Below are 23,356 nucleotides of genomic sequence, written 5' to 3' on the forward strand. Positions count from 1 at the left end.
TCTTCAGAGCTGGCTTGTCGCGCCGTTCCCCGCGCCCCTGAGTTGGTGCGGCTCCTTCCGCGGAAGGACGGCCACCCTCAAGGGGCGCGGGGAACTGCGCGCTCAGCAGGCCACCGGGCTGCGGCCGGGAACAGAGCCGAACCACGACGGCGCACAGCCGAGGGGCGCTGGGGGCGCTCCCCCTCACCCCCCACCGGGAGGTGGTCCCTCGACCGAGGGGACCGGGGCACCCGGGGGGGTCAGTCGGCGAGGAGCTTGCGGGCGGCCGCGGTGATCGCGGGGGCGCTGACCCCTGCGGCGTCGAGCTGCTCATCGGGAGTCGCCGACCCCGGCATGGAGTGAACGGCGAGCCGCGTGAGCACCGGCATGGGATGCCCGTTCCCGAAGGACTCCAGGACGGCGTCGGCGAGCCCGCCCTCGGGGTGGTGGTCCTCGACGGTGACGAACCGCCCGGTCGCCTGCGCAGCAGCCCGCAGCGTCTGCACGTCGACCGGCTTGACGGAGTAGAGATCGATCACGCGCGCGCTGATCCCTTCGGCCGCCAGCTTGTCCGCGGCGCTGAGCGCCTCGTGCACGGTCACCCCCGCACCGATGAGCGTGACCTGGTCGTCGTCGCTCGCGCGCAGCACCTTGCTGCCGCCGATCGGGAAGGCGTCGTCGGGCCCGTAGATCACCGGGAAGTCGCCCCGGCTGGCCCGCAGGTAGGTGATGCCGCGCCGCTCGGCCATGGCCGTGACGAGCTGCACGGTCTGGTTCGCGTCGCACGGGTAGAGCACGGTGCTGCCGTGGATCGCGCGCAGCATCGCGATGTCCTCCAGGCCCATCTGGGACGGGCCGTCCTCACCGATGGCGACGCCCGCGTGGGTGCCGACCACGTTGAGGTCGGAGCGGGACACCGCGGCCATCCGCAGGAAGTCGTGCGCGCGGGTCAGGAACGCGGCGAACGTGGACGCGTACGGCGTCCAGCCGCACTTGCCGACGCCGACGGCCGCGCCGATCAGCTCCTGCTCGGCGATGTAGCACTCGATGTAGCGGTCGGCGTGGTCGGCGGCGAACATCTGCGCCTTGGTGGAGTCGCCGACCTCGCCGTCGAGGGTGACGATGTCGCCGCGCCGGTCCCCGAGAGCCGCGAGCGTCTCGCCGAACGCGGTGCGGGTGGCGACGCTGCCGCCCTTGTCGTACCGCGGCAGGGCGGCGTCCGGGTCGGGCGCCGTGCGCGGCGGCCGTACGACGTCGGGAGGTCCGGCGACCTGGACCCGCAGGTCACGGCGGCCGCCCAACTCGCGGATCGCGGCTTCGGCGTCGGGCAGCGGCTTGCCGTGCTTGCCCTCCTGGTTCTCCACGGCGGCCACGCCCCGGCCCTTGCGGGTGCGGGCGATGATCGCGGTGGGGGCGCCGCGGTTGCCGCGAGCGGTCGCCATGGCCCGGTCGACGGCGTCGACGTCATGGCCGTCGACCTCCACGGTGTGCCAGCCGAACGCCCTGATCCGCCGGGCGTACGCCTCCAGGTCCCAGCCGTGCCGGGTGGGGCCGCGCTGGCCGAGTCGGTTCACGTCGATGATCAGCGTGAGGTTGTCGAGCCCTTCCATCCCGGCCTGCTCGAACGCCTCCCACACCGATCCCTCGGCCATCTCGCTGTCGCCGCACAGCACCCAGGTGCGGTACGGCAGGTGGTCCAGCCGGGCGCCCGCCAGCGCCACGCCCACGCCGATCGGCAGGCCCTGGCCGAGCGAACCGGTGGCCACGTCGACCCACGGGATCTTCGGTGTCGGGTGGCCCTCCAGCCGGCTGCCGAGCTTGCGGAAGGTGAGCAGCTCGTCGTCGCTGATGGCGCCGGCCGCCTTGTACGCGGCGTACAGCAGGGGGGAGGCGTGGCCCTTGGACAGGATCAGGTGGTCGTTGCCGGGGTGCTCCGGATGGTCGAAGTCGTAGCGCAGGTGCCGGGCGAGCAGCACCGCGAAGATGTCCGCGGCGGACATCGAGGAGGTGGGGTGCCCGGAGCCGGCGGCATCCGCGGCCCGGACCGCGTCCACTCTGAGCTGCTGCCCGAGTTCGGCGATCTGCGCGTGGTCGAGCACGGTGTCCTGCGTGACGGTCGGGGGCATCAGGTTTCCCTTCTCGCGACGGTCCCCCTTCGTGCGGCTGCCCGGGCCCCTAGCACGTAAACGACTCCGCCGCAGTTGGGTGCGCCTTCGCCCCGCCGCCTGCCGGCGCGCCGGGCCCACCACCGACCGGTGGACCCTGAACCGGCAGGACAAGCCGACCGCGGGGTCAGGGGCACCCCAGCACGCGGTGGACGAGGGTGTCGCGCTCGGTCTGGGGGATCGCGGTCCAGCGCATTCCGCGAAGCGCACCCTCGAGCGCGAGCAGGGTGTGCGTGCAGGCGTCCTCCGGAAGCTCCGGACGGATCTTCTCGAAGGCGCGGCCCGAGCCGAGCCGGCGCAGTTCGCCCGCGTCGTCCACTCCGGCGCGGCGCAGCCGATCTGCGAGCACCGCTCCGATGTTCGGCAGTTGCTGAAGGGAGTCCACGTCGTGCCTCCGTACAAGCCGGTGGTGAAGGTGGTGTGAGGGAGCGTCAGGGACCGGTGAGGGCGTGTCCCGGGATGTCCGCTGGCGCCATCATGCACGCGCGGCGGTGCCCTTCCGGCCGATCGGCGGCTGACACGCCCGTGGTGGTCCCCCGCGCTGATGACCCCGGTCGGCCGCACGCCACACCGGGGGCTCCCTCACACCTCCAGGTCGACCACCACCGGGGCGTGGTCGGAGGCACCCTTGCCCTTGCGCTCCTCCCGGTCCACATACGCGTCGGAGACCGCCTTCGCGAACGGCTCGTTGCCGTACACGAGGTCGATCCGCATGCCGCGGTTCTTCGGGAAGGCGAGCTGGCGGTAGTCCCAGTACGTGTACGGGTGGTCGTACTTCAGCGGGCGGGGCACCACGTCGCTCAGGCCGGTGCCGCGCAGGGTGGCCAGCGCGGCGCGCTCGGCCGGCGTGACGTGGGTGGCGCCCTCGAACGCGGTGGTGTCCCAGACGTCGGCGTCGGCCGGCGCCACGTTGTAGTCGCCGAGGACGGCGAAGGGGCGCTGCCCCGCCGCGTCCCCGGCGACGGCGGCGGTCAGCGCCTCGAACCAGCGCAGCTTGTAGGCGAAGTGCGGGTGGTCGACCTCCCGGCCGTTCGGCACGTAGACCGACCAGACGCGGACCGGGCCGCAGGTCGCGGCGAGCGCGCGGGGCTCCGCCACGTCCTCGTACCGCGGGCCGTCGGGCAGGCCGTGCACCACGTCGGCCAGGCCGACCCGGGAGATGACCGCCACGCCGTTCCACCGCCCGGTGGCCTCGACGGCGGCCTCGTAACCGATCGCGCGCAGCTCGTCGTGCGGGAACTGCTCGGCGGTGCACTTGGTCTCCTGGACGCACAGCACATCGGTGCCGCTGCTCTCCAGCCAGGCCAGCAGCCGGGGCAGCCGCGCGGTGATCGAGTTGACGTTCCAGGTCGCGATACGCATGTGCCCCAACCTAGCCGCTGGGTACGACAGCCCGCCCGCACCCTCAGACGGTGGCGGCCTCCCCCGGCGCCAGCCGCAGGTGGTCGGCCCCGCCGAGGTTGCCGATCTGCATGTCGTAGATCGGTCGGGCGAGGTCGGTGAGCAGCGCGTCGTGCACGTCGACCGACCTGCGCGGCTTCACCTCGCGGACGTAGTCGATCACCTCGGAGATCTTGTTCCACGGCGCCATCACGGGCAGCAGCAGCGTGTCCACGGCGTGGCCGGGCAGCGTCAGCGCGTCACCGGGGTGGAAGACGGCGCGGTCGATCAGGAACCCGATGTTGGTGATCCGCGGGATGTCCGGGTGGATCACCGCGTGCAGTTCGCCGTGCACCTGCACGTCGAACCCGGCCGCGGTGAACGTGTCGCCGTGCCCCACGGTGTGCACCCGGCCCGGGAACGCCGCGGACACCTTCTCCGCGACGCTCGCCAGCGTCCACAGCTCCGCCGCCGGGTTCGCCTCCAGCCCGGCCCGCAGCCGGTCCTCGCTGAAGTGGTCCATGTGCTCGTGTGTCACCAGGATCGCGTCCACCCCGGCCACCGAGTCCGGCTCGCTGAACGCCCCCGGGTCGATCACCAGCGTCCGCCCGTCCTGCTCCAGCCGCACGCACGCATGAGATTTCTTGGTCAGCTCCATCCCCCCATCCTGCCTCGGAGGGACGCCTCGCCGCCCACCGCCACGGGTGACACCGGGCGACCCGCGGATGTCCAGGGGCGCTGGGCGTGCTCCCCCTGGCTCCGCCGGAGGGAGAACCGCGCGACGAACCGCCCACGAGCCGCGAGGCCCGGGCACGTCCGCGACCAGGCACCCCGGGCGGTCCCGTCACCCCTTGCCCGTGGACGTCTCCTGCTCGATCACCGAGCGCGCCCTGTCCACGGCCGCCCGCGCCGCGGGCAACCCGCAGTAGACGGACGTCTGCATCAGGGTCTCCTCTATCTCGGTGGGGGTCAGCCCGCCCCGTAGCGCCGCCCGGGTGTGGTCCGCGAGCTCCTCCAGCTGGCCGAGCACCGTGAGCGCGGTGAGGGCGACGAAGTTCCGGGTGCGGCGGTCCAGCCCGGGGCGGGTCCACGTCTCGCCCCACGCCCAGCGGGTGGCGAACGTGTCGAACCCGCTCCCGAACGTCTTCGCCCGGGCGACCGCCGCGTCGACCTCGGCCTCGCCGATCATCTCCCGGCGGATGCGCATGCCCTCGGCGTACGCGTCGGGCCCGGGCGGCGCGGCGGCGGGCGCGGGGACGCGCGGCTGCACCGGCGGCGGCGCGGGCGCGTACGGGACCGTGCCGGACGTGCGGTCGGCCGCCCACGCGGTCTCGAAGTGCCGTACCAGGAGGGTGCCGACGGCGGCGGGTTCCTCGACGGGCGCGAGGTGCCCGGTGCCGGGCACGACGGCGAGCCGCGCGTCGGGGATGCCCGCGACCAGCAGCCGGGCGTCGGCCGGCGGCGTCTCGGTGTCGTCGGCGCCGGCCACCACCAGCGTGGGCACGGTGATGCTGCCGAGCTGGTCGCGGATGTCGAACCCGGCGAGCGCCTCGCAGGCGGCGATGTAGCAGGCGCTGTCGGTGGTCTTCACCATCTGCACGGCCCACTGGGTGATCGCCGGCTGGGTGGTCCGGAACGGCCCGGTGAACCAGCGCTCGGGGGTGTTGGCGGCGGTGCGGTCCAGGCCGTTGGCGCGGACCACCACGCCGCGCTGCCGCCAGGTGTCCGCGCTGCCGAACCGGGCCGCGGCCGACACCAGGGCGAGCGCGGCCAGCCGGTCGGGCCGCAGCAGGGCCAGCCGGGCCCCCACCGCCCCGCCCAGCTCGCAGCCGGCGTACCCGAAGCTGTCGACCTCCTCGTCGTCGAGGACGGCCAGCAGCCGCCGGGCGAGGTTGTCCACGGTCGAGGCGGGCTCGGCGGGCGCGCCGCCGTGCCCGGGCAGTTCGTACCGCAGGACCCGCCAGTGCGCGGTGAGTTGCGGCAGTTGCCGGTCCCACATGTGCCAGGTCGAGCCGAGCGCGGGTCCGAGGACCAGCACGGGGGCGTCGTCGGGGCCGTCGAAGCGGTACTGCAACGGGGGTTGCAGGTCGTCGCGTTCGTCGTCCGCGTCCGGGGCAGTGCCACCGTCGTCGTCGGTCAGGCCGCCGACCCGGCCGCCGTACGGGGTGTACGTGGCCGCGCCGGCGTACGTGCCGAGCCGGTCGGCGGTCTCGTCGGTCACGTCGCTCATCGCCTCACGCTATCGAGTGAAGGGCAGGGCTCGGCAGGGGCCTCCCCCAAGGGCGGCACTCAGCCGCCCCCGAACCCGTGCTGGAAGTTGACGGTGGACACGACGTAGACCCGGGGGTGGTCCGGATTGGTCATGTCGACGGTGATGTTGTGGTCGGGTTTGTCGCCGGGGCGGTGCAGGCTGAGGCCCGCCCAGGTGCGGGGGATGGCGAAGTTCCAGCCGGCCGCCTTGGACTGGGCGGCCGTCATGGCCACCGCGCCGTTCCGCAGTGCGGCCCGGCTGGTGCCGATCTGGGCGAGGAAGGTGTCCAGGCCGCCGGCGGTGGTGACGAACTCGGCGTACAGCTCGCTGGTGTCCCAGGAGTTGGTCTCCAGGTTGCGGACGTAGCGCGAGCCGACCGGGACGGTCACCTGGTAGATCCGCTGCTGGAGCTGGGTCGGGTACACCTGGGTGAGCCGGCGGCCGGCCTGTTCGTGTATGGCGTCCTCGCCGCTGCCGCGGCTCTGCGCGGCGGACACCGCCACGTAGCCCATCGGCACGAGCACCAGCAGCGGCACCACGGTCCAGCGCACCCAGCGCGGCGGGTTGCGCGGCAGCCGCGGCGCGGCGGCGAACTCCGCCTCCGCTTCGGCGAGGTCGTCGACGGCGGCCGGTTCCGGGCCGCGGTGCTGCGATGTGGTCACGGTTGGGCTGCCTGCCGTCCGAGGGTGCGTCCGTACCGTTCGTAGCGCTCGACCCGGCGCCGGTTGGCCCGGCGGAATCGGCGGGCGACCAGCCGCGCCAGGTCCGCGGCGCCCACCATGCCCGCCTCCGGGCCGAGTTCGGCCTTGGCGATGCGCGCCTCGGGCCGGTAGCCGCGGCCGGTCAGGGTGCGCCGGAAGGCGTCCCTGGCCGGGGCGATCAGCAGGTCGTCCGCGGCGCTGACCCCGCCGCCGATGACGAAGCAGGACGGGTCGAGGGCGGCGGCGAGGTTGGCGATGCCGACGCCGAGCCACTGCCCGATGTCCTGGAAGAGCTCCACGCACATCGGGTCGCCCTCGCGGGCCAGTTCGGTGATCAGCGGCCCGGTGATGTCGCGGATGTTGCCGCCGACCCGGTCGTTGATGCCGTACGCCACCGGGGAGTCGGCGGCGGCCATCTCGCGGGCCTCGCGGACCAGCGCGTTGCCGGAGCTGTACTGCTCCCAGCAGCCGCGGTTGCCGCAGGCGCAGCGGTGCCCGCCGGGCACCACCTGCATATGGCCGAACTCGCCGGCCACCCCGTAGCGGCCGCGCTTGACGTGGCCGTCCTCCAGGATCGCGCCGCCGATGCCGGTGCCGAGGGTGATCATCACCAGGTCGGCCTCGCCGCGGCCGGCGCCGAAGCGCCACTCCGCCCACGCCGCGGTGTTGGCGTCGTTGTCGACCATGACGGGCACCAGCAGCCGCTCGGAGAGCCGGTCGCGCAGCGGTTCGTCGCGCCAGGCCAGGTGCGGCGCGAACAGCACCCGGGAGCGCTCGGCGTCCACCCATCCGGCGGCACCGATGCCGACGGCGTGCACGTCGTGCCGCTCGGAGAGGTCGAGCACCAGTTCCACGATGGTGTCCTCGACCACCTTGGGGCTCTTGGACTTGTCGGGGGTCTCGGTGCGCAGCGTCTCCAGGATGACCCCGTCGGCGTCGACCACCCCCGCCATCACCTTGGTGCCCCCGATGTCGATGCCGACGGTGGGCACGCGGGGCGCGGTCAGGTGCGAGCGGCGCTCCCTGCGGTCGCGCATACCCACGCTCTGCCAGACCGTGGCGCGCGCTGCGCCGCCGCGGTAGACGCGTTCACGATTGGCACTCAAGCGGTGATCTCCGGGTCGGGTGGGTCGGTGCGGGGGGCGGACGGAGCGGACGGGGCGGACGGGGCGGACGGAGCAGCGGAAGCCGGTGCAGCGGAGGGGGTCGGCGCGGCGTCCTCCGCTATTGTGCCGGTTCTCCTGGACCGGCTCAGCTCGTGGGTCAGTTCGTCGAGCTCGCTGCCGCCGGCCATCTCCCGCGTCAGCTCGTCCAGCGTAATGTCCTCCTTCAGGTGGCTGCCGGACATCGCGCCACGCTTGAGAAGGACGAAACGATCACCGACCAGGTAGGCGTGGTGCGGGTTGTGCGTGATGAGCACCACACCCAGACCGGCGTCGCGGGCCGCGGCCACGTACTTCAGCACCATCCCGGACTGCTTCACGCCGAGCGCGGCGGTCGGTTCGTCCAGCACCAGCACCTTCGCGCCGAAGTGCACCGCCCGGGCGATCGCCACGCACTGGCGTTCGCCGCCCGACAGGGTGCCGATCGGCTGGTCCACGTCCCGCAGGTCGATGCCCATCCGCAGCAGCGCCTGGCGGGTGGTGGTGCGCATCAGGGCGGTGTCGAGGCGGCGCAGCGGCCCGCGGCCCCGGGTCGGCTCCGAGCCGAGGAAGAAGTTGCGCCACACCGGCATCAGCGGCACCACGGCGAGGTCCTGGTAGACCGTCGCGATTCCGCGGTCCAGCGCCTGCCGCGGCGAGCTGTGCCGGACCTGCTCGCCCTCGATCGCGTACGTGCCCGCGTCGTGCGGGTGCAGGCCCGCGATGATCTTGATGAGGGTGGACTTGCCGGCGCCGTTGTCGCCGAGCACGCAGGTGATCTCCCCGGCGTGCACCTCCAGGGACACCCCGCGCAGCGCCCGTACGTTCCCGTAGGACTTGCTGACGTCGGTGAGCGCCACCAGGGCGCCGGGCGCGCCGGCGGAGGGGCCGGGGGCCTTGTCGTCGTCGACCGTGATCACTTGCTCGCCTCCGCCCGCCTGCGTACCCACACGTTGAGCAGGGTGGCGAGCAGCAGCATCGCCCCCAGGAAGAACTGGAACCAGTCCGGGTTCCACTGCGCGTACACGATGCCCTTGCTGGCCATGCCGAAGATGAACGCGCCGACCGCCGAGCCGATCGCGCTGCCGTAGCCGCCGGTCATCAGGCAGCCGCCGATCACCGCGGCGATGATGTACAGGAACTCGTTGCCGACACCCTCGCCGGACTGCACCACGTCGAACGAGAAGAGCAGGTGCTGGCCGGAGATCCAGGCGCAGAACGCGACCGCCACGTAGAGGCCGACCTTGGTACGGGCCACCGGCACGCCGACCGCGCGCGCCGCGTCCGCGTTGCCGCCGGCCGCGAAGATCCAGTTGCCCGCGCGGGTGCGCAGCAGCACCCAGGTGGCCACGGCCACCAGGCCCAGCCACCACAGGATGGTCACCTGGAGGTCGACCGAGCCGATCGTCCAGTGCGAGGCGAACAGGTCGCGGCAGGTCGGGAAGCCCTGCATGTCGCTGATCGACTTCGTCGCCACGGTGCCGCTGATCAGCTTGGTCAGGCCGAGGTTGAGGCCGGTGAGCATCAGGAACGTGCCGAGCGTGATGATGAAGCTCGGCAGCCTGGTGCGCACCAGCATGACGCCGTTGAACGCGCCCAGCGCCAGCGTGACCAGCAGGGACACCCCGACGCCGACCCAGGTGTTCGCGGTCATCTGGAAGCTGAACATCGACGAGATCAGCGCGGAGCTGGTCACCATCACGCCCGCGGACAGGTCGAACTCGCCGCCGATCATCAGCAGCGCCACCGGCACCGCCATGATGCCGATGGTGGACGACGCGTACAGCACGGTGCCCATGCTGGAGGCGCGCAGGAACGAGTCCGCGACGAACGAGAAGAACAGGAACACCGCGGCCGCGCCGACCACCGCGCCCAACTCCGGCCGCCCGAGCAGCCGTCGGGCCACCGACCTGGGCGCCAGCCGCTCGTCGCCGGCGCCTCCGACGACGTCCGGCGCGGCCGCGCGGGTGCCGGTCACCTGGTCCCCCGCTTCGTGTACGCCAGCAGCGCGTCCGCGTCGTCCTTGGTGACGATCTGCGGGCCGGTGAGCACCGGTTGGCCGCCGCCGAGGGTGTCCTTGTTGTAGCGGTACAGCCACAGCAGGTCCACCGCCTCGTAGCCCTGGAGGTAGGGCTGCTGGTCGACGGCGAAGCCGAGGGTGCCGTCCTTCAGCGAGGCGGCCACCTGGGCGTTGAGGTCGAACGTGTCGATCTCCGCCTTGGAGCCCGCCTGTTGCCTGGCCTTGGCGGCGGTCGCCGCGAAGGGCGCGCCCAGCGTCACCACGGAGTCGATCGACGGGTCCGCCTGGAGCTTGGCCTCGATCGCGGACTGCACGTCGGGCATGTTCGTACCGTCCACGTAGAGTTTGTCCAGGGTGCCGTGGAAGTTCGCCTTCACCCCGGCGCAGCGCTGCTCCAGGCCGACGTTGCCCTGCTCGTGCAGCACGCACAGCGCGTGCTTGCGGCCGCGCGTGTTCAGCTCGTCGCCGACCGCGTTGCCCGCGACCGTCTCGTCCTGCCCGATGTGGGTCAGCGCGCCGAACTGCTTCGACTGCTCCGCACCGGAGTTGACGGTGATCACCGGGATGCCCGCCTTCACCGCCTTCGCGACCACCGCCTTCATCGCGTCCGGCTTGGCGAGCGTGACGATCAGGCCGTCCACGTGCTGGTCGATCGCGGCCTGCACCAACTGCGCCTGCTGGTCGCCCTGGTCGCTGTTGGAGTAGAGGAACTTGATGTTGTCCTTCTGGGCCGCCTGCTTCGCGCCGCTCTGCACGATGTCCCAGAACGTGTCGCCGGCGCCGGAGTGCGTCACCATCGCGAACGTCCAGTGCGGGGTGTTCACCGCGGAGCCGTTCGCGGCGAGTTGTTTCGCCCGGTCCTCCGCGCGCTTGCCGCCGGTGGCGCTGCACCCGGCCAGGGCCGCCGCCGCGAGCGCCGCCGCGAGCAGCGCCCCGACCACCCGGCGCGTCCTTCGTTTCCCCCCGCGGTCGCCGCGGTCGCGTCCCGCCCTTGCCTCCGCCACGTGGCCCTGCCTTTCGCTACGTTCCCTGGTGCAGCCGGGATGGAAGTGCTGCGTGTGACCTTCCCGGCGGCCCAAGAATCCGTCAAGCCTCCGCGCACCCCGACCGCCGACCGGGCCCGGCCCGGGCGCCGTTCACGCGGCACGCGAGGGCGGCCCCGCGGGCGGACCAGGGCCGGCGGCGAGGACCGGGGCCCGCGGCACGCGGCTACGCCGGGACGCTCCGGCCGTACCACGCGAGGGTGTCGCGGAGCGTGGTCGGCAGCGGGCGGGGCCGTACCCCGAAGAACTCCTCGTAGGCCGAGGAGTCCATGATCTGCGCCTCGGTGTGCTGGTAGAACATCTCGGCGTACTCGGCCGCGAACACCTCGTCGAAGGGCCCGAACGGGCGGGCTTCGGGCAGCACCACGACGTCCAGCGGGCGCCCGGTCCGCTCGGCGAGGAAGTCGTGCACCTGCCGGGTGGTCCAGGCCGGGGCGGTCGGAAGGTGCCAGACCCGCCCGTCGGCGTCGTCGCCGGCCCGCTCGCCGAGGGTGGCGAGCCCGGCCGCGACCTCGCGGATGTCGGTGTAGCTGTGCGGCAGGTCGATGTCGCCCATGCCGACCACGGTCCCGCCGGTGAGAGCGCCGGGGAAGACCCCTCCGCCCAGCGAGGAGTTGAGCACCCCGGGCCCGACGAAGTCGGCGGAGCGGCCGATGGCGACCCGGGCCCGGCCGGCGCGGTGCGTGTCGAGGTAGACCGCGTCGAGTTCGGCCCGCATCCGGCCCTTGCGGCTGGTCGCGTTCCACGGCGTGTCCTCGGTCATCGGGGCGCCGCCGGTGGGCCCGTACGGGTACAGGGTGTCGAGCACGACCAGCCGGGCGCCGACCGCCTCGACGGCGCCGAGCACGGCGCGCTGGATGCGCGGCATCACCTCGACCTGGAGGTGGTAGCCGACGTTCACGCAGTGGTAGACGACGGCCGCCCCCTGGACCGCCCGCAGGGCGCCGTCGGCCGTGGACACGTCGGCGGTCAGCCGCGTGACGCCCTGCGGGGTGTCGCCGCCGCCGGAGCGGTCGACGAGGCGTACGGAGTGGCCGCGGGCGGCGAGTTCGGTGGCGAGGGTGGTGCCGGCGGGACCGGCGCCGAGGACGACGTGCGGGCGGTGCTGCTGGTGCGCGGCCATGAGGGTTCTCCCCTGCGATCGGGTCCGGTGGGTTCGTGACGGCGATGCGCGACGCACTCCGCGATACGAACTCGCTTCTGTTAGAGACTGTAACTCTTGCGATAGACACACGCAATCTCGTTCGCGATGGCCACTTGCTAGAGTGAGAGGCAGTAACAGAACTGCCCGTCGCCGTCCCCGCGCCCCGCCCCCTTCACGAGGAGTCCCGAACCCGATGCCACCGCAGGCCGCCACCCCCGGACCCCGCGCCCGCTACCGGGAGCAGACCCGCGCCGAGATCAAGGCGGCCGCCCTCGCCCAGCTCGCCGAGGGCGGCACCGGGGCGCTCGCGCTCGTGAAGATCGCCAAGGAGCTGGGGCTGTCCGGCCCGGCCCTCTACCGCTACTTCGCCGGCCGCGACGACCTCCTCGACGCCCTCATCTGCGACGCGTACGCCGACCTCGCCGGCGCCGTGGCCGACGCCGCCGCGACGTCCGCCGGTGCCGGCTCGACCCCGCGCTCCCGGCTGCGCGACCTCGTGCGCACCTTCCGCGGCTGGGCCGTCGCGCAGCCGCATCGCTACCTGCTGATCGGCGGCACCCCCGTGCCCGGCTACGAGGCCCCGCCGCAGACCCGCGAGCACGCCCGCGCCGTGCTCGGCCCCTTCGTCGCCCTGCTGGCCGGCTGCACCCCGCACCCCGCGCTCGGCCCGGTCGTCGCGGACCTGCGGGCCTGGGTCACGCGCGAACCCGGGGTCGAGCGGTGGCTGGAGACGTACCTGCCCGAGGCGTCCGCCGAGGCCGCCGCGGCTGGGCTGACCGGCGCCGTGCAGGTGTGGACCCAGGTGCACGGCACCGTCTCGCTGGAGGTCTCCGGGCTCTACAACGGCATGGGCCACGACCCGGCGGCCCTGCTCGACGCCCAGGTCGAACTCCTCGCGGACGCCCTCTCGCTGGCCTGAGCGCGGCGCCTTCGGACGTACGCCCCAGGTCCCGGGGCATCCTGTACCCGGGGAGGATGACGCCGGGGCACGCGGTACGGCATAACTGGAGCATGGACGAAGAGCGGGCCGCGGCCTACCTGGAGCACATCGGCGCCGAGCGGCCGGCGCGCCCCGACCTCGACGCGCTGCGCGCGCTCCACCTGGCCCACCTGCGCACGGTGCCGTTCGAGAACCTCTCGATCCACCGCGGCGAGGACATCGTGCTGGCGCCCGGCCCGCTGGTGGCGAAGGTCGTGGACCGCCGGCGCGGCGGCTTCTGCTACGAACTCAACGGCGCCTTCGCCGAGTTGCTGCGCGCGCTCGGTTACGAGGTGGAGCTGCTGACCTGCCGGTCCTTCGGTGACGGCGGCGAACTCGGCCCGCCCTTCGACCACATGGCGCTGCGGGTGCGCACGGAGGACGGCGCCGCGTGGCTGGCGGACGTCGGTTTCGGCCGGCACAGCCACTTCCCGCTGTCCTACGGCAGCCGGGCCGAACAGCCTGAACCCGGCGGCGTGTTCACGCTGCGCGAGGCGCCCGACGGCGACCTGGACGTGCTGCGCGACGACGAGCCGCAGTACCGCGTCGAGCAACGGCCGCGGGGGCTCGGCGACTTCGCCGCCACCTGCTGGTGGCAGCGCACCTCGCCGCTGTCCCACTTCCGCACGTCCCTGGTGTGCTCCCGGCTCACCGCCGACGGGCGGGTCACCCTCAGCGGGCGCACCCTCGTACGCACCGCGGGCGGTTCCCGGCAGGAACGCGAACTGCCCGGACCCGCGGAGGTGTTGGCCGCCTACCGCGAGCACTTCGGCATCACGCTGGACCGCGAGCCCGTGCTGGTGGCTGCGCCGGCGGGGTAGCGGTCCGGTCCGCGCTGCCGCTGCCGCCCGGACTCGACGCGGGTCGTACGGCCGCCCGCCGCACGGCCGCCCGCCGCACGGCCGCACGGCCGCGCGGGATCGCCTCAGACGTCCCAGGTGCGCCGCAACTCCGCGAAGAACGCGTGGAATCCGGGGAACGTCTTCTTCACGCAGCCCGGGTCGTCGAAGGTCGTGCCCGGGGTGCGCAGGCCCGCGACGGCGAAGCTCATCGCGATGCGGTGGTCGCCGTGGCAGGCGATCTCGACCGGTTTCGGGGTGCCCGGCGTGATCTCGATCCAGTCCCGGCCGGTGGCGACCTCGATGCCCTGCGCCCGCAGGTTCAGCGCGCACGCCTCCAGCCGGTCGCACTCCTTGACGCGGGTGTTGTAGACGTCCTCGATCCGGACCGGGCCGTCCGCGAACGGCGCGATGGCCGCGAGGGTGGGCATCGTGTCGGAGATGTCCCGCATGTTGACGGTCAGGCCGGACAGCCGCCCGGTCCCGGTCACCGTGGTGGCGTCCGCCGTGGTCTCGACCTCCGCGCCCATCCGGCGCAGCACCTCCACGAACCGCAGGTCGCCCTGGAGCGCGTCGCTGCCGAGCCCCGGCACGGTCGCGGTACGGCCGGACAGCGCGGCCGCGGCGAACACGTAGCTCGCGGTGGAGGCGTCCGGCTCGATCGGGTAGTCCTGCGCGCGGTAGCCGCCCGCGGGCACCACGAAGGTGTCGCCCTCGCGGGCCACTTCGACGCCGAAGCGGCGCATCATCGCGAGCGTGATCTCGACGTACGGCACCGACACGATGCCGGTCACCCTGATCCGCAGGCCCTCGGCGGTGAGCGGGCCGACCATCAGCAGCGCGGTCAGGAACTGCGAGGACAGGCTCGCGTCCAGGTCGATGGCGCCACCCTTGATGCCGTGCGCTTCCACCCGCAGCGGCAGGTGGCCGTCCTCCTCCTCGTGCACCAGGTCCACGCCGAGGCTGAGCAGCGCCTCGGTCAGCGGGGCGACCGGGCGGCGGCGCATCTGCGCGGAGGCGTCGAAGCGGAACGTGCCGTGGCCTGCGGCCGCCAGCGCGGGCAGGAAGCGGGAGGCGGTGGCCGCGTCGCGGGTGAAGACCTCCGCGTGGTCGGCCGCGGGGCCGGCCGGGCGACCGGTGATCCGCCACTCACGGGCGGTGCGCCGCACCTCGTAGCCGAGCCGGGTCAGGCCCTCGGCGAAGCCTTCCGTGTCGTCGGAGAGCAGCGGGTCCCGGAGCACGGTGACTCCGTCGGCGGCGGCGGCGAGAAACAGCGCGCGAGCGGTCACGGACTTGGAGCCAGGAACAGCGAGAACGGTCACCCACGTGATTCTATGGGCGCGCCCCCGCCCGTCCTGCCCTCGGCTACGCGCCACCACGGTGCCCGTCTCGCCGCCGACCACCGGCCAGTGACCGGCTAAGCGCGCAGTTCCCCGCGCCCCTCGGCTACGCGCCATCACGGTGCCCGTCTCGTTCCCGACCACCGGCCGGTGGCCTGCTGGTCGCGCAGTTCCCCGCGCCCCTGAGTACGTGCGGCTGCTCCGCAGCGCACAGCTCGCCGACGACGGCGAGCAACCCAAATCAGGGGCGCGAGGAACTGCGCGACCAGCCACCACGCACCCGCAAACAAGCAACGCACCACAAGAGCCACCCACCCAGGGGCGCGAGGAACTGCGCGACAAGCCACCACGCACCCGCAAACAAGCAACGCACCACAAGGCCCACCCACCCAGGGGCGCGAGGAACTGCGCGACAAGCGGGCCACCGGCCCGCGGACGGGACGGGGCAGCCACCCCGCAGGGGCCCGCCGGGAACGGCTCAGCCCCCGGAGGGAACCGTGTCGGCGAGCCGCTCCAGGAGTTCGGTGAGCCGCTTGGTGACGGTGGCGCGGTCGCCGTCGGTGAGGGCGGAGCCCATGCCTACCGCGACCGCGCCGGCCGCGACCCAATCGGGCGCCGCGCTGACCGTTATGCCCCCGATCGGCAGGAACGCCGCCTGCGGAATGATCGCGCGGACGTCCACCACCCAGTCCGGGGTGTAGGCGGTGGCGGGGTAGAGGGTCAGCGCGTCGGCGCCGAGTTCCATCGCGCGGACCGCCTCGGTGGGGGTCGCGACGCCCGGGAAGACCGGAATTCCGTAGCGGTGCCCGGTGCGCAGCACCGCCTCGTCGAGGTTGGGCGACAGCAGGAAGCGCGCCCCGGCCTCGATCGCCATCCGCGCGGAGACCTCGTCGAGCACGGTGCCCGCGCCGACCACCGCGTCGTCGCCGACCTCGCGGACCAGCGTGGTGACGGCTTCCAGGGCGAACGGCGTGGTGAGGGAGATCTCCAACGTGGTCAGTCCGGCCGACAGCAACGTGTCCGCGGTGGCGGCGGCCTGGTCGTAGCTCTCGCTGCGGATGGTGGCGAATACCCGCTGGGCCAGTGCGGCCCGGGTGATCTCCCAGCGGTACACGGCAGTCGGTCCACCTTCCTGCGTGAGTGCCGCACGCGGATCGTGCGGCACTGCGGGATACACGTGATCCAGACGCTACCCGCCGGGCGGCGCCGCGATGGGTCACGGCGGGCCACCTGTCACCGCACCGTGACATGAGAGGAGCATGAGACCCGAGATGCGGGCGGTCGGACCAGGGTCCGGGGCGCGCCCGGGCCGGGCCCGCTCAGCCGGCGTGCGTGGAGAACAGGCCCCCGGTCGGCCCCTGCTTGTCCCCGCCCTGCGCCTTCTTCAGCGCGTTGGCCAGGCCCTCGATGGTCATGGACTGGAGGATGACCTGACCGTTGCCCTCCAGGGTCGCCAGCGACAGCCCCTCGCCGCCGAAGACCGCGTTCATGATGCCCTGGCGGTTGAGCCCGCCGATCCGCTGCACTCCGTACTGGATGCCCTCCTCGAAGGCGACGATGCAGCCGGTGTCCACCTCGATCCGGCCGCCGAAGTCCGCCGGGTTGAGGTCGATGAAGTTGCCCGCGCCGGCGATGATCACGGTGCCGGTGCCGGTGAACTTCTCCAGGATGAAGCCCTCGCCGCCGCTCATACCCTGCCGGCCGCCGGCGAAGGCGATGCCGAACCTGACGCTCTCCTCGGCCGCGACGAACGCGTCCTTCTCCGCGAACCAGGCGCGCGAGCCGTTCAGTTCGAGCGCGCGCATCTCGCCGGGGAGCACCCCGGCGAAACCGACGGTGCCCTCGCCGCCGGCGGCGGTGAAGTACTGGAAGGCCAGCGACTCGCCGGCCAGGGCGCGCTGGCCGACCTGCATCGCGGTGCCCATCGCCTGGCGCAGCATCCCGCCCATGCCGCCGCCCTGCCCGCCGGGGCCGCCGGCGCCCTGCCGGCTGCCGTTGCCGGGGCCGCCGAGGCGGGTCTCCATGCTGACGTTGGCGGTCTTGAACAGGAACTTGCCCGCCTCGCAGTACACGGTCTGACCGGGGTCGAGGGTGCAGACGGCCATCTGCATGGCGTTGCCGACGATCTGCTGTCGAAGGGTCATGGGAGGACTCCTGAAGGGCGTGCGAGGTATGTACCGCGAAAAAGGTGCGAAACGGTGGCGAATCCGGCATTCCGCCGGACCCGCGGTGCGCCGGGCACCGACCCGTCAACGTACCGCCCGCGTGGTTCGGTTCCGCACCGGATCGCCGGAGGCGGCACCGGAACGTGACCCGCGGGCCGGTCCGCGGCCCGGCCCGCCCACCGCACCGCCCGGAGCCCCACCACCGTCCGGTTGCCCGCCCTGCGCCGGCAACCGCACCGGCCGCTCGCCGCCGGTTTCCAGGAAGCGGGCCAGCGGCAGCGTCGCCGCCCCCACGGTGACCGCGTCCGCGCCCAGCCGGCCCAGCTCGATCGACGTCTGCGCGCAGGGGTGGTGCAGCGAGTACTCCGCGGCCACCTCGCGCACCGACGGCAGCAGCCGCGGTCCGAGCAGCAGTCCGGCCCAGCCGCCGATCACGATCCGCTGCGGGTTGAACAGGTTGATCAGGTCGGCGATGCCCGCGCCCAGGTACTCCGCGGCCTCGGCGAGCAACTCCGCCACCTCCCGGTCGTGGTCGGCGGCGGCCAGCAGCGCGGCGAGCGCGGTCTCCTCGCTCGCCCCCCGCGGCGCGTTCGACCACCGGCCCAGCAGCGCCTCCGCGCCGACGTACGCCTCCAGGCAGCCGCGCGAGCCGCACCGGCAGATCCGGCCACCGACCCGCAGCGTGGTGTGCCCCCACTCCCCCGCGCTGCTGCTCGCGCCGTGGTACGGAGTGCCGTCGGCGACCACGCAGGCGCCGACGCCGGAACCGATCAGCGCGATCACCACGTTGCCGGAGCCGCGCCCGCCGCCGAACCACATCTCGGCCTGGCCCAGGGTCTTGGCACCGTTGTCGATGAACAGCGGCAGGTCGGTGCCGGCCCGCAGCAGCCGGCCCAGCGGCACCGCGTCCCAGCCGATGGTCTGGCCGTGCACCACGATGCCGTCACCCTCGCCGGGCGAGGTCACCCGCGGGTCGCCCTGCTCCACGATCCCGGGCACGCCGATGCCGACGCCCAGCACCTCCCGGTCGTCGATGCCGGCCTCGCGCACCACGGCCTCGATGCCCTCCAGGGCGAGCCGGACCACCAGGTCCACGTCGTGCCCGCTGTCGGACAACGGCAGGTCGGCGGAGGCGCGTTCGGTCAGCGCGAGGTCGAACAGCTCCACCCGCACCCGGGTCTCGCCGACGTCCACGCCGACCACGTAGCCGTAGCCGGGGGCGACCTGGAGGAGGATGCGCGGGCGCCCGCCGTCGGACTCGACCGCGCCCGCCTCCTCGACCATGCCGTCCGCGATCAACTCTCCAACGACGTTGCTGATCGAGCCCGCGCTCAGGCCGGTGTCCCGGCCCAGCTCCTGCCGGCTGAGGGGGCCTTCGAAATACAAATGACGCAGAAGCGATGCGCGGTTGCCGCGCCGCAGGTCACGCACCGTGCGCTTGGCCCGCTCAGCCATCTGGACTCCCTCCTGCCCCGCCCCGCTGGAACCTATCGCTGCACGGGGTCTTGACGCCACCTTTTCTCACAAGTTAAATCACGGCCTGAATTAAGGCACAGGCGCTGTTCACTTCCTGAAGCGATCCCACCCCTGAGAGGGAACCGTTATGCGCACCAACAGAGTCTTCGCGGCCACCGCCCTCGTGGCCGCGCTCGGCCTCACCGTCGCCGCGTGTGGTGGCGGCTCGGACAGCAAGGGCAGCGGCGACATCTCCGCCTCCCCCGGCAGCCTCAAGGGCCAGACGATCACGTACTGGGCGAGCAACCAGGGCACCAGCCTGGCCAACGACAAGCAGGTGCTCACCCCCGAGCTGAAGAAGTTCACCCAGCAGACCGGCATCAAGGTCAACCTCGAGGTGGTCGGCTGGGCCGATCTGCTCAACCGCATCCTGGCGGCGACCACTTCCGGCCAGGGCCCGGACGTGCTCAACATCGGCAACACCTGGTCCGCCTCGCTCCAGGCGACCGGCGCCCTGATGCCGTGGGACGCCAACGCGTTCGCCACCGTCGGCGGCAAGGACCGCTTCTCCGCCGCGGCGCTCGCCTCCGCCGGCGCCGCGGGCAAGGACCCGGCCGCCCTGCCGCTGTACTCGATGGCCTACGGCCTGTACTACAACAAGAAGGAGTTCGCCGACGCGGGCATCGCCCAACCGCCCACCACCTGGGCCGAGTTGGTCGCCGACGGCAAGAAGCTCACCAAGGACGGCCACTACGGCCTGGCCGTCGAGGGCGCCAACGGCGCGGAGAACATCCACCACGCCTTCGTGCTGGCCAAGCAGCACGGCGCCGACTGGTTCGACGCCTCCGGCAAGCCGACCTTCACCGGTGCGGGCAACGTCGCGGCGGTCAAGCAGTACGTCGACTTCATAGCCAGCGACAAGATCGCCGCCAAGGGCGACGCCGAGTACGTGCAGAACCAGACCATCACCGACTTCGCCACCGGCAAGGCCGCGATGATGATGTGGCAGTCGGCCGCGACCTCCATCAAGTCGCACGGCATGTCGCAGGACCAGTACGGCGTGGTCCCGGTCCCGACGCAGACCGCCGGAGCCACCGGTGACGCGGGCGTCACCTCCATGGTGGCCGGCATCAACGTCGCGGTCTTCAACAGCACCAAGCACAAGGCAGCCGCCGTGCAGCTGGCGAAGTTCCTCACCAGCACGCCGGAGCAGAAGATCCTCAACGGCACCTACGGCACGATCCCGCCGGTCACCGAGGCGCAGAGCGACCCCGCCTTCCAGACCCCGGACCTGAAGGCCCTCGCCGGCGTGCTCAGCAAGTCGGCCGCCCCGATGCCGCAGGTGGCCAACGAGGCGCAGTTCGAGAACCTCGTCGGTCCTGCGATCAAGAGCCTGTTCGCCGACGCCGCCGCCGGCAAGGCCGTCACGGACGACACCGTCAAGGCCGCGCTGCAAAAGGCGCAGTCGCAGATGCCCACGTCATAAGGATCGACACCCCTCCATGACTGCCACCGCCCCTCCCAGGCGCGCACCCGAAGCCGGCCCCGGCAGCGGCAAGTCCGCCGCCGGGCGCCGGCTAGGGCCGCGCCTCGTCGAACGGCTCCGCCAAGGCGGACTGCCGTACCTCCTCCTGCTCCCGGCCATCCTCGCCGAACTGCTGATCCACATCGTGCCGATGGTCTTCGGCATCGTCATCAGCTTCCGGGACCTGACGCTCTTCTACATCCGCCACTGGCAGACCGCTCCGTGGGCGGCGTTCGACAACTACAAGGCCGCGATCGAGATCCACCAGCCGATCGGCCAGGCGCTGCTGCACTCCTTCTGGGTGTCGCTGTCCTACACCCTGCTGTCCGTGGGCTTCTCCTGGCTGATCGGGATCGCCGCGGCGATCCTGCTCCAGGACGCCTTCCGCGGCCGGGGCATCCTGCGGGCCCTGTTCCTGGTGCCGTACGCGCTGCCGACCTACGCGGCGCTGATCACCTGGACCTTCATGTTCCAGCAGGACACCGGTCTGGTGAACCACGTCCTGCACGACCAGTTGCACATCACGTCGAGCAAGTCGTTCTGGCTGCTGGGCAACAACAGCTTCTGGGCGATGCTGATCGTCTCGGTGTGGAAGTCCTGGCCGTTCGCGTTCCTGGCGCTGATGGCCGGCCTGCAGAACATCCCGCGGGAGCTGTACGAGGCAGCGGCGATGGACGGGGCCGGTGTCTGGCAGCAGATCAGGAAGATCACCATGCCCTCGCTGCGGCCGGTGAACCAGGTGATCGTCCTGGTGCTCTTCCTGTGGACGTTCAACGACTTCAACACGCCGTACGTGATGTTCGGTCAGAGTCCGCCGAAACAGGCGGACCTGATCTCGATCCACATCTTCCAGTCCTCGTTCGTCAACTGGAACTTCGGCTCGGGCTCGGCGATGTCGGTGCTCCTGCTGCTCTTCCTGCTCGTGGTGACCGCCCTCTACCTGCTGGTCACGTCCAGGGGAAGGAGTGAATCCGATGTCTAGGTTCTCCGACCAGCCGTCCCCCATGGCGCGGCCGAAGTCCTTCCTGTGGACCCGGCGCATCGTGCTGACGCTGATCACCGCCTTCGTGGCGATCCCCGTCTACGTGATGCTCAGCTCGTCCCTGAAGAGCCTCCAGGACGTGCAGGGTTCCTTCCGGTGGATTCCGCACAGCCTGACGGTCCGCCCGTACATCGACATCTGGAAGACGATCCCGCTCGCGCACTACTTCGTGAACTCGGTGATCGTCTCGGTCAGCGCGACGGTCTTCTCGGTGGCGGTGGCGATCTTCGCCGCCTACGCCGTGAGCCGCTATCGCTTCATGGGCCGCAAGGTCTTCACGGTGACGGTGCTGTCCACGCAGATGTTCCCCGGCATCCTGTTCCTGCTGCCGCTGTACCTGATCTTCGTCAACATCGGCAACGACACGGGTGTCACGCTCAACGGCAGTCGGCTCGGGCTGATCATCACCTACCTCACCTTCTCGCTGCCGTTCTCCATCTGGATGCTCGCGGGCTACTTCGACTCGATCCCGCGCGACCTGGACGAGGCGGCGAAGGTCGACGGCTGCGGTGCGCTGGGCGCGCTGTTCCGGGTCGTCGTGCCGGCCGCCGTCCCGGGCATCGTCGCGGTGGCCGTCTATGCCTTCATGACCGCCTGGGGCGAAGTGCTCTTCGCTTCGGTCATGACCAACGAGAGCACTCGCACGCTGGCCGTGGGCCTGCGCGAGTACGCAACCGAGAACGACGTGTACTGGAACCAGGTCATGGCCGCCTCACTCGTGGTGAGTGTGCCGGTGGTCGCCGGATTCCTGCTTCTCCAGCGTTACTTGGTGGCCGGGCTGACCGCCGGCGCCGTCAAGTGACCCCACCGAAAGGTAACTCGTGAACGACCTGAGCGCTCTTCCCGCGGATTTCCTCTGGGGCGCGGCCACCGCCGCCTACCAGATCGAGGGCGCGGTGGACGAGGACGGCCGGACCCCGTCCATCTGGGACACCTTCTCCCACACCCCCGGCAAGGTCGCGGGCGGCGACACCGGCGACGTCGCCTGCGACCACTACCACCGCTGGCAGGAGGACCTGGGGCTGATGAAGTCCCTGGGCCTGGACGCCTACCGCTTCTCCGTGGCCTGGCCGCGGATCATCCCGCAGGGCTCCGGCGCGGTCAACCAGGCCGGACTGGCCTTCTACGACCGCCTGGTGGACGCCCTGCTGGAGGCGGGCATCACCCCCAACGCGACGCTGTACCACTGGGACCTGCCGCAGGCGCAGCAGGACCGCGGCGGCTGGCCCGAGCGGGAGACCGCCGAGCGGTTCGGCGAGTACGCGGCCGTGGTCGGGCAGGCACTCGGCGACCGGGTCAAGGACTGGGCGACCCTCAACGAGCCGCTGTGCTCGGCGTGGATCGGCCACCTGGAAGGCACCATGGCGCCGGGCTGGACCGACCTGACCGCCGCGGTGCGCGCGTCCTACCACCTGCACGTCGGCCACGGGCTGGCGGTGCAGGCGCTGCGGGCCGCGCACGGCGACCTGCGGATCGGCATCGTCAACAACCTCAGCCCCTGCCTGCCGGCCACCGACCGCGAGGCGGACATCGCGGCCGCCAAGCGGGCCGACGGCCACACCAACCGCTGGTGGCTCGACCCGATCCACGGCCGCGGCTACCCGCAGGACATGGTGGACCTGTACGGCGTCGAACTGCCGGTCAAGGACGGCGACATGGAGTCGATCGCGGCTCCGCTGGACTGGCTGGGCCTGAACTACTACTTCCCGCAGTACATCACGGACGACCCGACCGGGCCGGCGCCGCAGGCGAAGATGGCGTACCGGCCGGGCGTGCCGCGCACCGCGATGGACTGGGAGGTGGACGCGGACGGCCTAGAGTCGCTGCTGGTCCGGCTCTCGGAGGAGTACGGCGCCCGGAAGGTCTTCGTCACCGAGAACGGCTCCGCCTACCGCGACGTGGTCGGCCCCGACGGGCAGGTCGACGACCCGGAGCGGGCGCAGTACCTGGAGGACCACCTGGCCGCCTGCGCCCGCGCCGTCAAGCGCGGGGTGCCGCTGGCCGGGTACTACGCCTGGTCGCTGCTGGACAACTTCGAGTGGGCGTACGGCTACGACAAGCGCTTCGGTCTGGTGCACGTCGACTACGCCACGCAGAAGCGCACCATCAAGGGCAGCGGGCGGCGCTACGCCGACATCGTTGCCGCACACCGCCGCAAGGCACGCCGCGCGGCCTGACCAGCGGTA

21 protein-coding genes are annotated in these 23,356 nt (G+C 72.2%); 6 read left to right on the forward strand and 15 right to left on the reverse strand.

The window, feature by feature from the left end; genetic code table 11:
• Positions 1-239: 239 nt before the first annotated feature.
• From AB0399_RS31150 to AB0399_RS31200, 11 genes are all read right to left on the reverse strand, one after another.
• Complete coding sequence (locus tag AB0399_RS31150) at positions 240-2,105, reverse strand: transketolase (RefSeq protein ID WP_366413606.1); 1,866 nt, start codon at positions 2,103-2,105, stop codon at positions 240-242.
• Between the two features lie 166 nt (positions 2,106-2,271).
• Positions 2,272-2,529 (reverse strand): TfoX/Sxy family DNA transformation protein, encoded by a 258-nt coding sequence (locus AB0399_RS31155; protein WP_328470957.1) that lies wholly within the window; start codon positions 2,527-2,529, stop codon positions 2,272-2,274.
• 197 nt (positions 2,530-2,726) lie between these two features.
• Complete coding sequence (locus AB0399_RS31160; RefSeq protein ID WP_328470955.1) at positions 2,727-3,506, reverse strand: exodeoxyribonuclease III; 780 nt, start codon at positions 3,504-3,506, stop codon at positions 2,727-2,729.
• Between the two features lie 43 nt (positions 3,507-3,549).
• Positions 3,550-4,182, reverse strand: coding sequence for an MBL fold metallo-hydrolase (locus AB0399_RS31165; protein WP_329363561.1), 633 nt, complete (start codon positions 4,180-4,182; stop codon positions 3,550-3,552).
• Between the two features lie 186 nt (positions 4,183-4,368).
• Positions 4,369-5,754 (reverse strand): alpha/beta fold hydrolase, encoded by a 1,386-nt coding sequence (locus AB0399_RS31170; protein WP_329363562.1) that lies wholly within the window; start codon positions 5,752-5,754, stop codon positions 4,369-4,371.
• A gap of 59 nt (positions 5,755-5,813) precedes the next feature.
• Positions 5,814-6,437 carry a hypothetical protein gene (locus AB0399_RS31175; protein ID WP_328470949.1) on the reverse strand — a complete coding sequence of 208 codons (624 nt, stop codon included), beginning with the start codon at positions 6,435-6,437 and terminating at the stop codon, positions 5,814-5,816.
• Positions 6,434-7,582, reverse strand: coding sequence for an ROK family glucokinase (locus AB0399_RS31180; protein ID WP_329363565.1), 1,149 nt, complete (start codon positions 7,580-7,582; stop codon positions 6,434-6,436). Before AB0399_RS31180 ends, AB0399_RS31175 begins: the two co-directional genes overlap by 4 nt.
• The gene (locus AB0399_RS31185) at positions 7,579-8,538 is read right to left on the reverse strand and encodes an ATP-binding cassette domain-containing protein (protein WP_366413607.1); all 960 of its coding nucleotides are present in this window, start codon (positions 8,536-8,538) and stop codon (positions 7,579-7,581) included. Before AB0399_RS31185 ends, AB0399_RS31180 begins: the two co-directional genes overlap by 4 nt.
• A complete protein-coding gene (locus AB0399_RS31190) occupies positions 8,535-9,539 on the reverse strand; it encodes an ABC transporter permease (RefSeq protein ID WP_366413623.1) in 1,005 nt (334 codons plus the stop codon). The genes AB0399_RS31185 and AB0399_RS31190 overlap by 4 nt, the downstream gene beginning before the upstream one ends.
• Before the next feature lie 53 nt (positions 9,540-9,592).
• The gene (locus AB0399_RS31195) at positions 9,593-10,579 is read right to left on the reverse strand and encodes a sugar ABC transporter substrate-binding protein (RefSeq protein WP_329363569.1); all 987 of its coding nucleotides are present in this window, start codon (positions 10,577-10,579) and stop codon (positions 9,593-9,595) included.
• Positions 10,580-10,847: 268 nt separating this feature from the next.
• A complete protein-coding gene (locus AB0399_RS31200) occupies positions 10,848-11,804 on the reverse strand; it encodes an NAD-dependent epimerase/dehydratase family protein (protein ID WP_366413608.1) in 957 nt (318 codons plus the stop codon).
• A 214-nt stretch (positions 11,805-12,018) separates the two neighbouring features.
• Between AB0399_RS31200 and AB0399_RS31205 the strand changes: the two genes are divergently transcribed.
• A complete protein-coding gene (locus tag AB0399_RS31205; RefSeq protein ID WP_366413609.1) occupies positions 12,019-12,744 on the forward strand; it encodes a TetR/AcrR family transcriptional regulator in 726 nt (241 codons plus the stop codon).
• A gap of 92 nt (positions 12,745-12,836) precedes the next feature.
• Positions 12,837-13,625, forward strand: a complete 789-nt coding sequence (locus AB0399_RS31210) for an arylamine N-acetyltransferase (RefSeq protein WP_366413610.1) — start codon at positions 12,837-12,839, stop codon at positions 13,623-13,625.
• Between the two features lie 104 nt (positions 13,626-13,729).
• Here the strand turns inward: AB0399_RS31210 and aroA are convergent, their stop codons facing one another.
• From aroA to AB0399_RS31230, 4 genes are all read right to left on the reverse strand, one after another.
• Positions 13,730-14,965 carry a 3-phosphoshikimate 1-carboxyvinyltransferase gene (aroA, locus tag AB0399_RS31215; RefSeq protein WP_366413611.1) on the reverse strand — a complete coding sequence of 412 codons (1,236 nt, stop codon included), beginning with the start codon at positions 14,963-14,965 and terminating at the stop codon, positions 13,730-13,732.
• Positions 14,966-15,461: 496 nt separating this feature from the next.
• On the reverse strand, positions 15,462-16,097 hold the full coding sequence (locus AB0399_RS31220) for a bifunctional 4-hydroxy-2-oxoglutarate aldolase/2-dehydro-3-deoxy-phosphogluconate aldolase (RefSeq protein ID WP_328470933.1): 636 nt from the start codon (positions 16,095-16,097) through the stop codon (positions 15,462-15,464).
• A 205-nt stretch (positions 16,098-16,302) separates the two neighbouring features.
• On the reverse strand, positions 16,303-17,127 hold the full coding sequence (locus tag AB0399_RS31225; protein ID WP_328470931.1) for an AIM24 family protein: 825 nt from the start codon (positions 17,125-17,127) through the stop codon (positions 16,303-16,305).
• A gap of 105 nt (positions 17,128-17,232) precedes the next feature.
• Complete coding sequence (locus tag AB0399_RS31230) at positions 17,233-18,603, reverse strand: ROK family transcriptional regulator (protein ID WP_329363580.1); 1,371 nt, start codon at positions 18,601-18,603, stop codon at positions 17,233-17,235.
• A 148-nt stretch (positions 18,604-18,751) separates the two neighbouring features.
• Here AB0399_RS31230 and AB0399_RS31235 point away from each other — a divergent pair, with 148 nt between their 5' ends.
• Genes AB0399_RS31235 through AB0399_RS31250 form a run of 4 tightly spaced genes read left to right on the forward strand, consistent with a single transcriptional unit; the run spans position 18,752 to position 23,347 of the window.
• The gene (locus AB0399_RS31235) at positions 18,752-20,089 is read left to right on the forward strand and encodes a sugar ABC transporter substrate-binding protein (protein ID WP_366413612.1); all 1,338 of its coding nucleotides are present in this window, start codon (positions 18,752-18,754) and stop codon (positions 20,087-20,089) included.
• Positions 20,090-20,105: 16 nt separating this feature from the next.
• Positions 20,106-21,110: a sugar ABC transporter permease gene (locus AB0399_RS31240; RefSeq protein WP_329363584.1), complete on the forward strand. Its 1,005-nt coding sequence runs from the start codon at positions 20,106-20,108 to the stop codon at positions 21,108-21,110.
• The gene (locus AB0399_RS31245) at positions 21,103-21,972 is read left to right on the forward strand and encodes a carbohydrate ABC transporter permease (RefSeq protein ID WP_329363585.1); all 870 of its coding nucleotides are present in this window, start codon (positions 21,103-21,105) and stop codon (positions 21,970-21,972) included. The genes AB0399_RS31240 and AB0399_RS31245 overlap by 8 nt, the downstream gene beginning before the upstream one ends.
• Positions 21,973-21,991: 19 nt before the next feature.
• A complete protein-coding gene (locus AB0399_RS31250; RefSeq protein WP_329363587.1) occupies positions 21,992-23,347 on the forward strand; it encodes a GH1 family beta-glucosidase in 1,356 nt (451 codons plus the stop codon).
• The last annotated feature ends 9 nt before the right edge of the window (positions 23,348-23,356 follow it).

Origin of the sequence: Streptomyces sp. NPDC088194, assembly GCF_040702025.1 — a bacterium.
Lineage (GTDB): Bacteria > Actinomycetota > Actinomycetes > Streptomycetales > Streptomycetaceae > Actinacidiphila.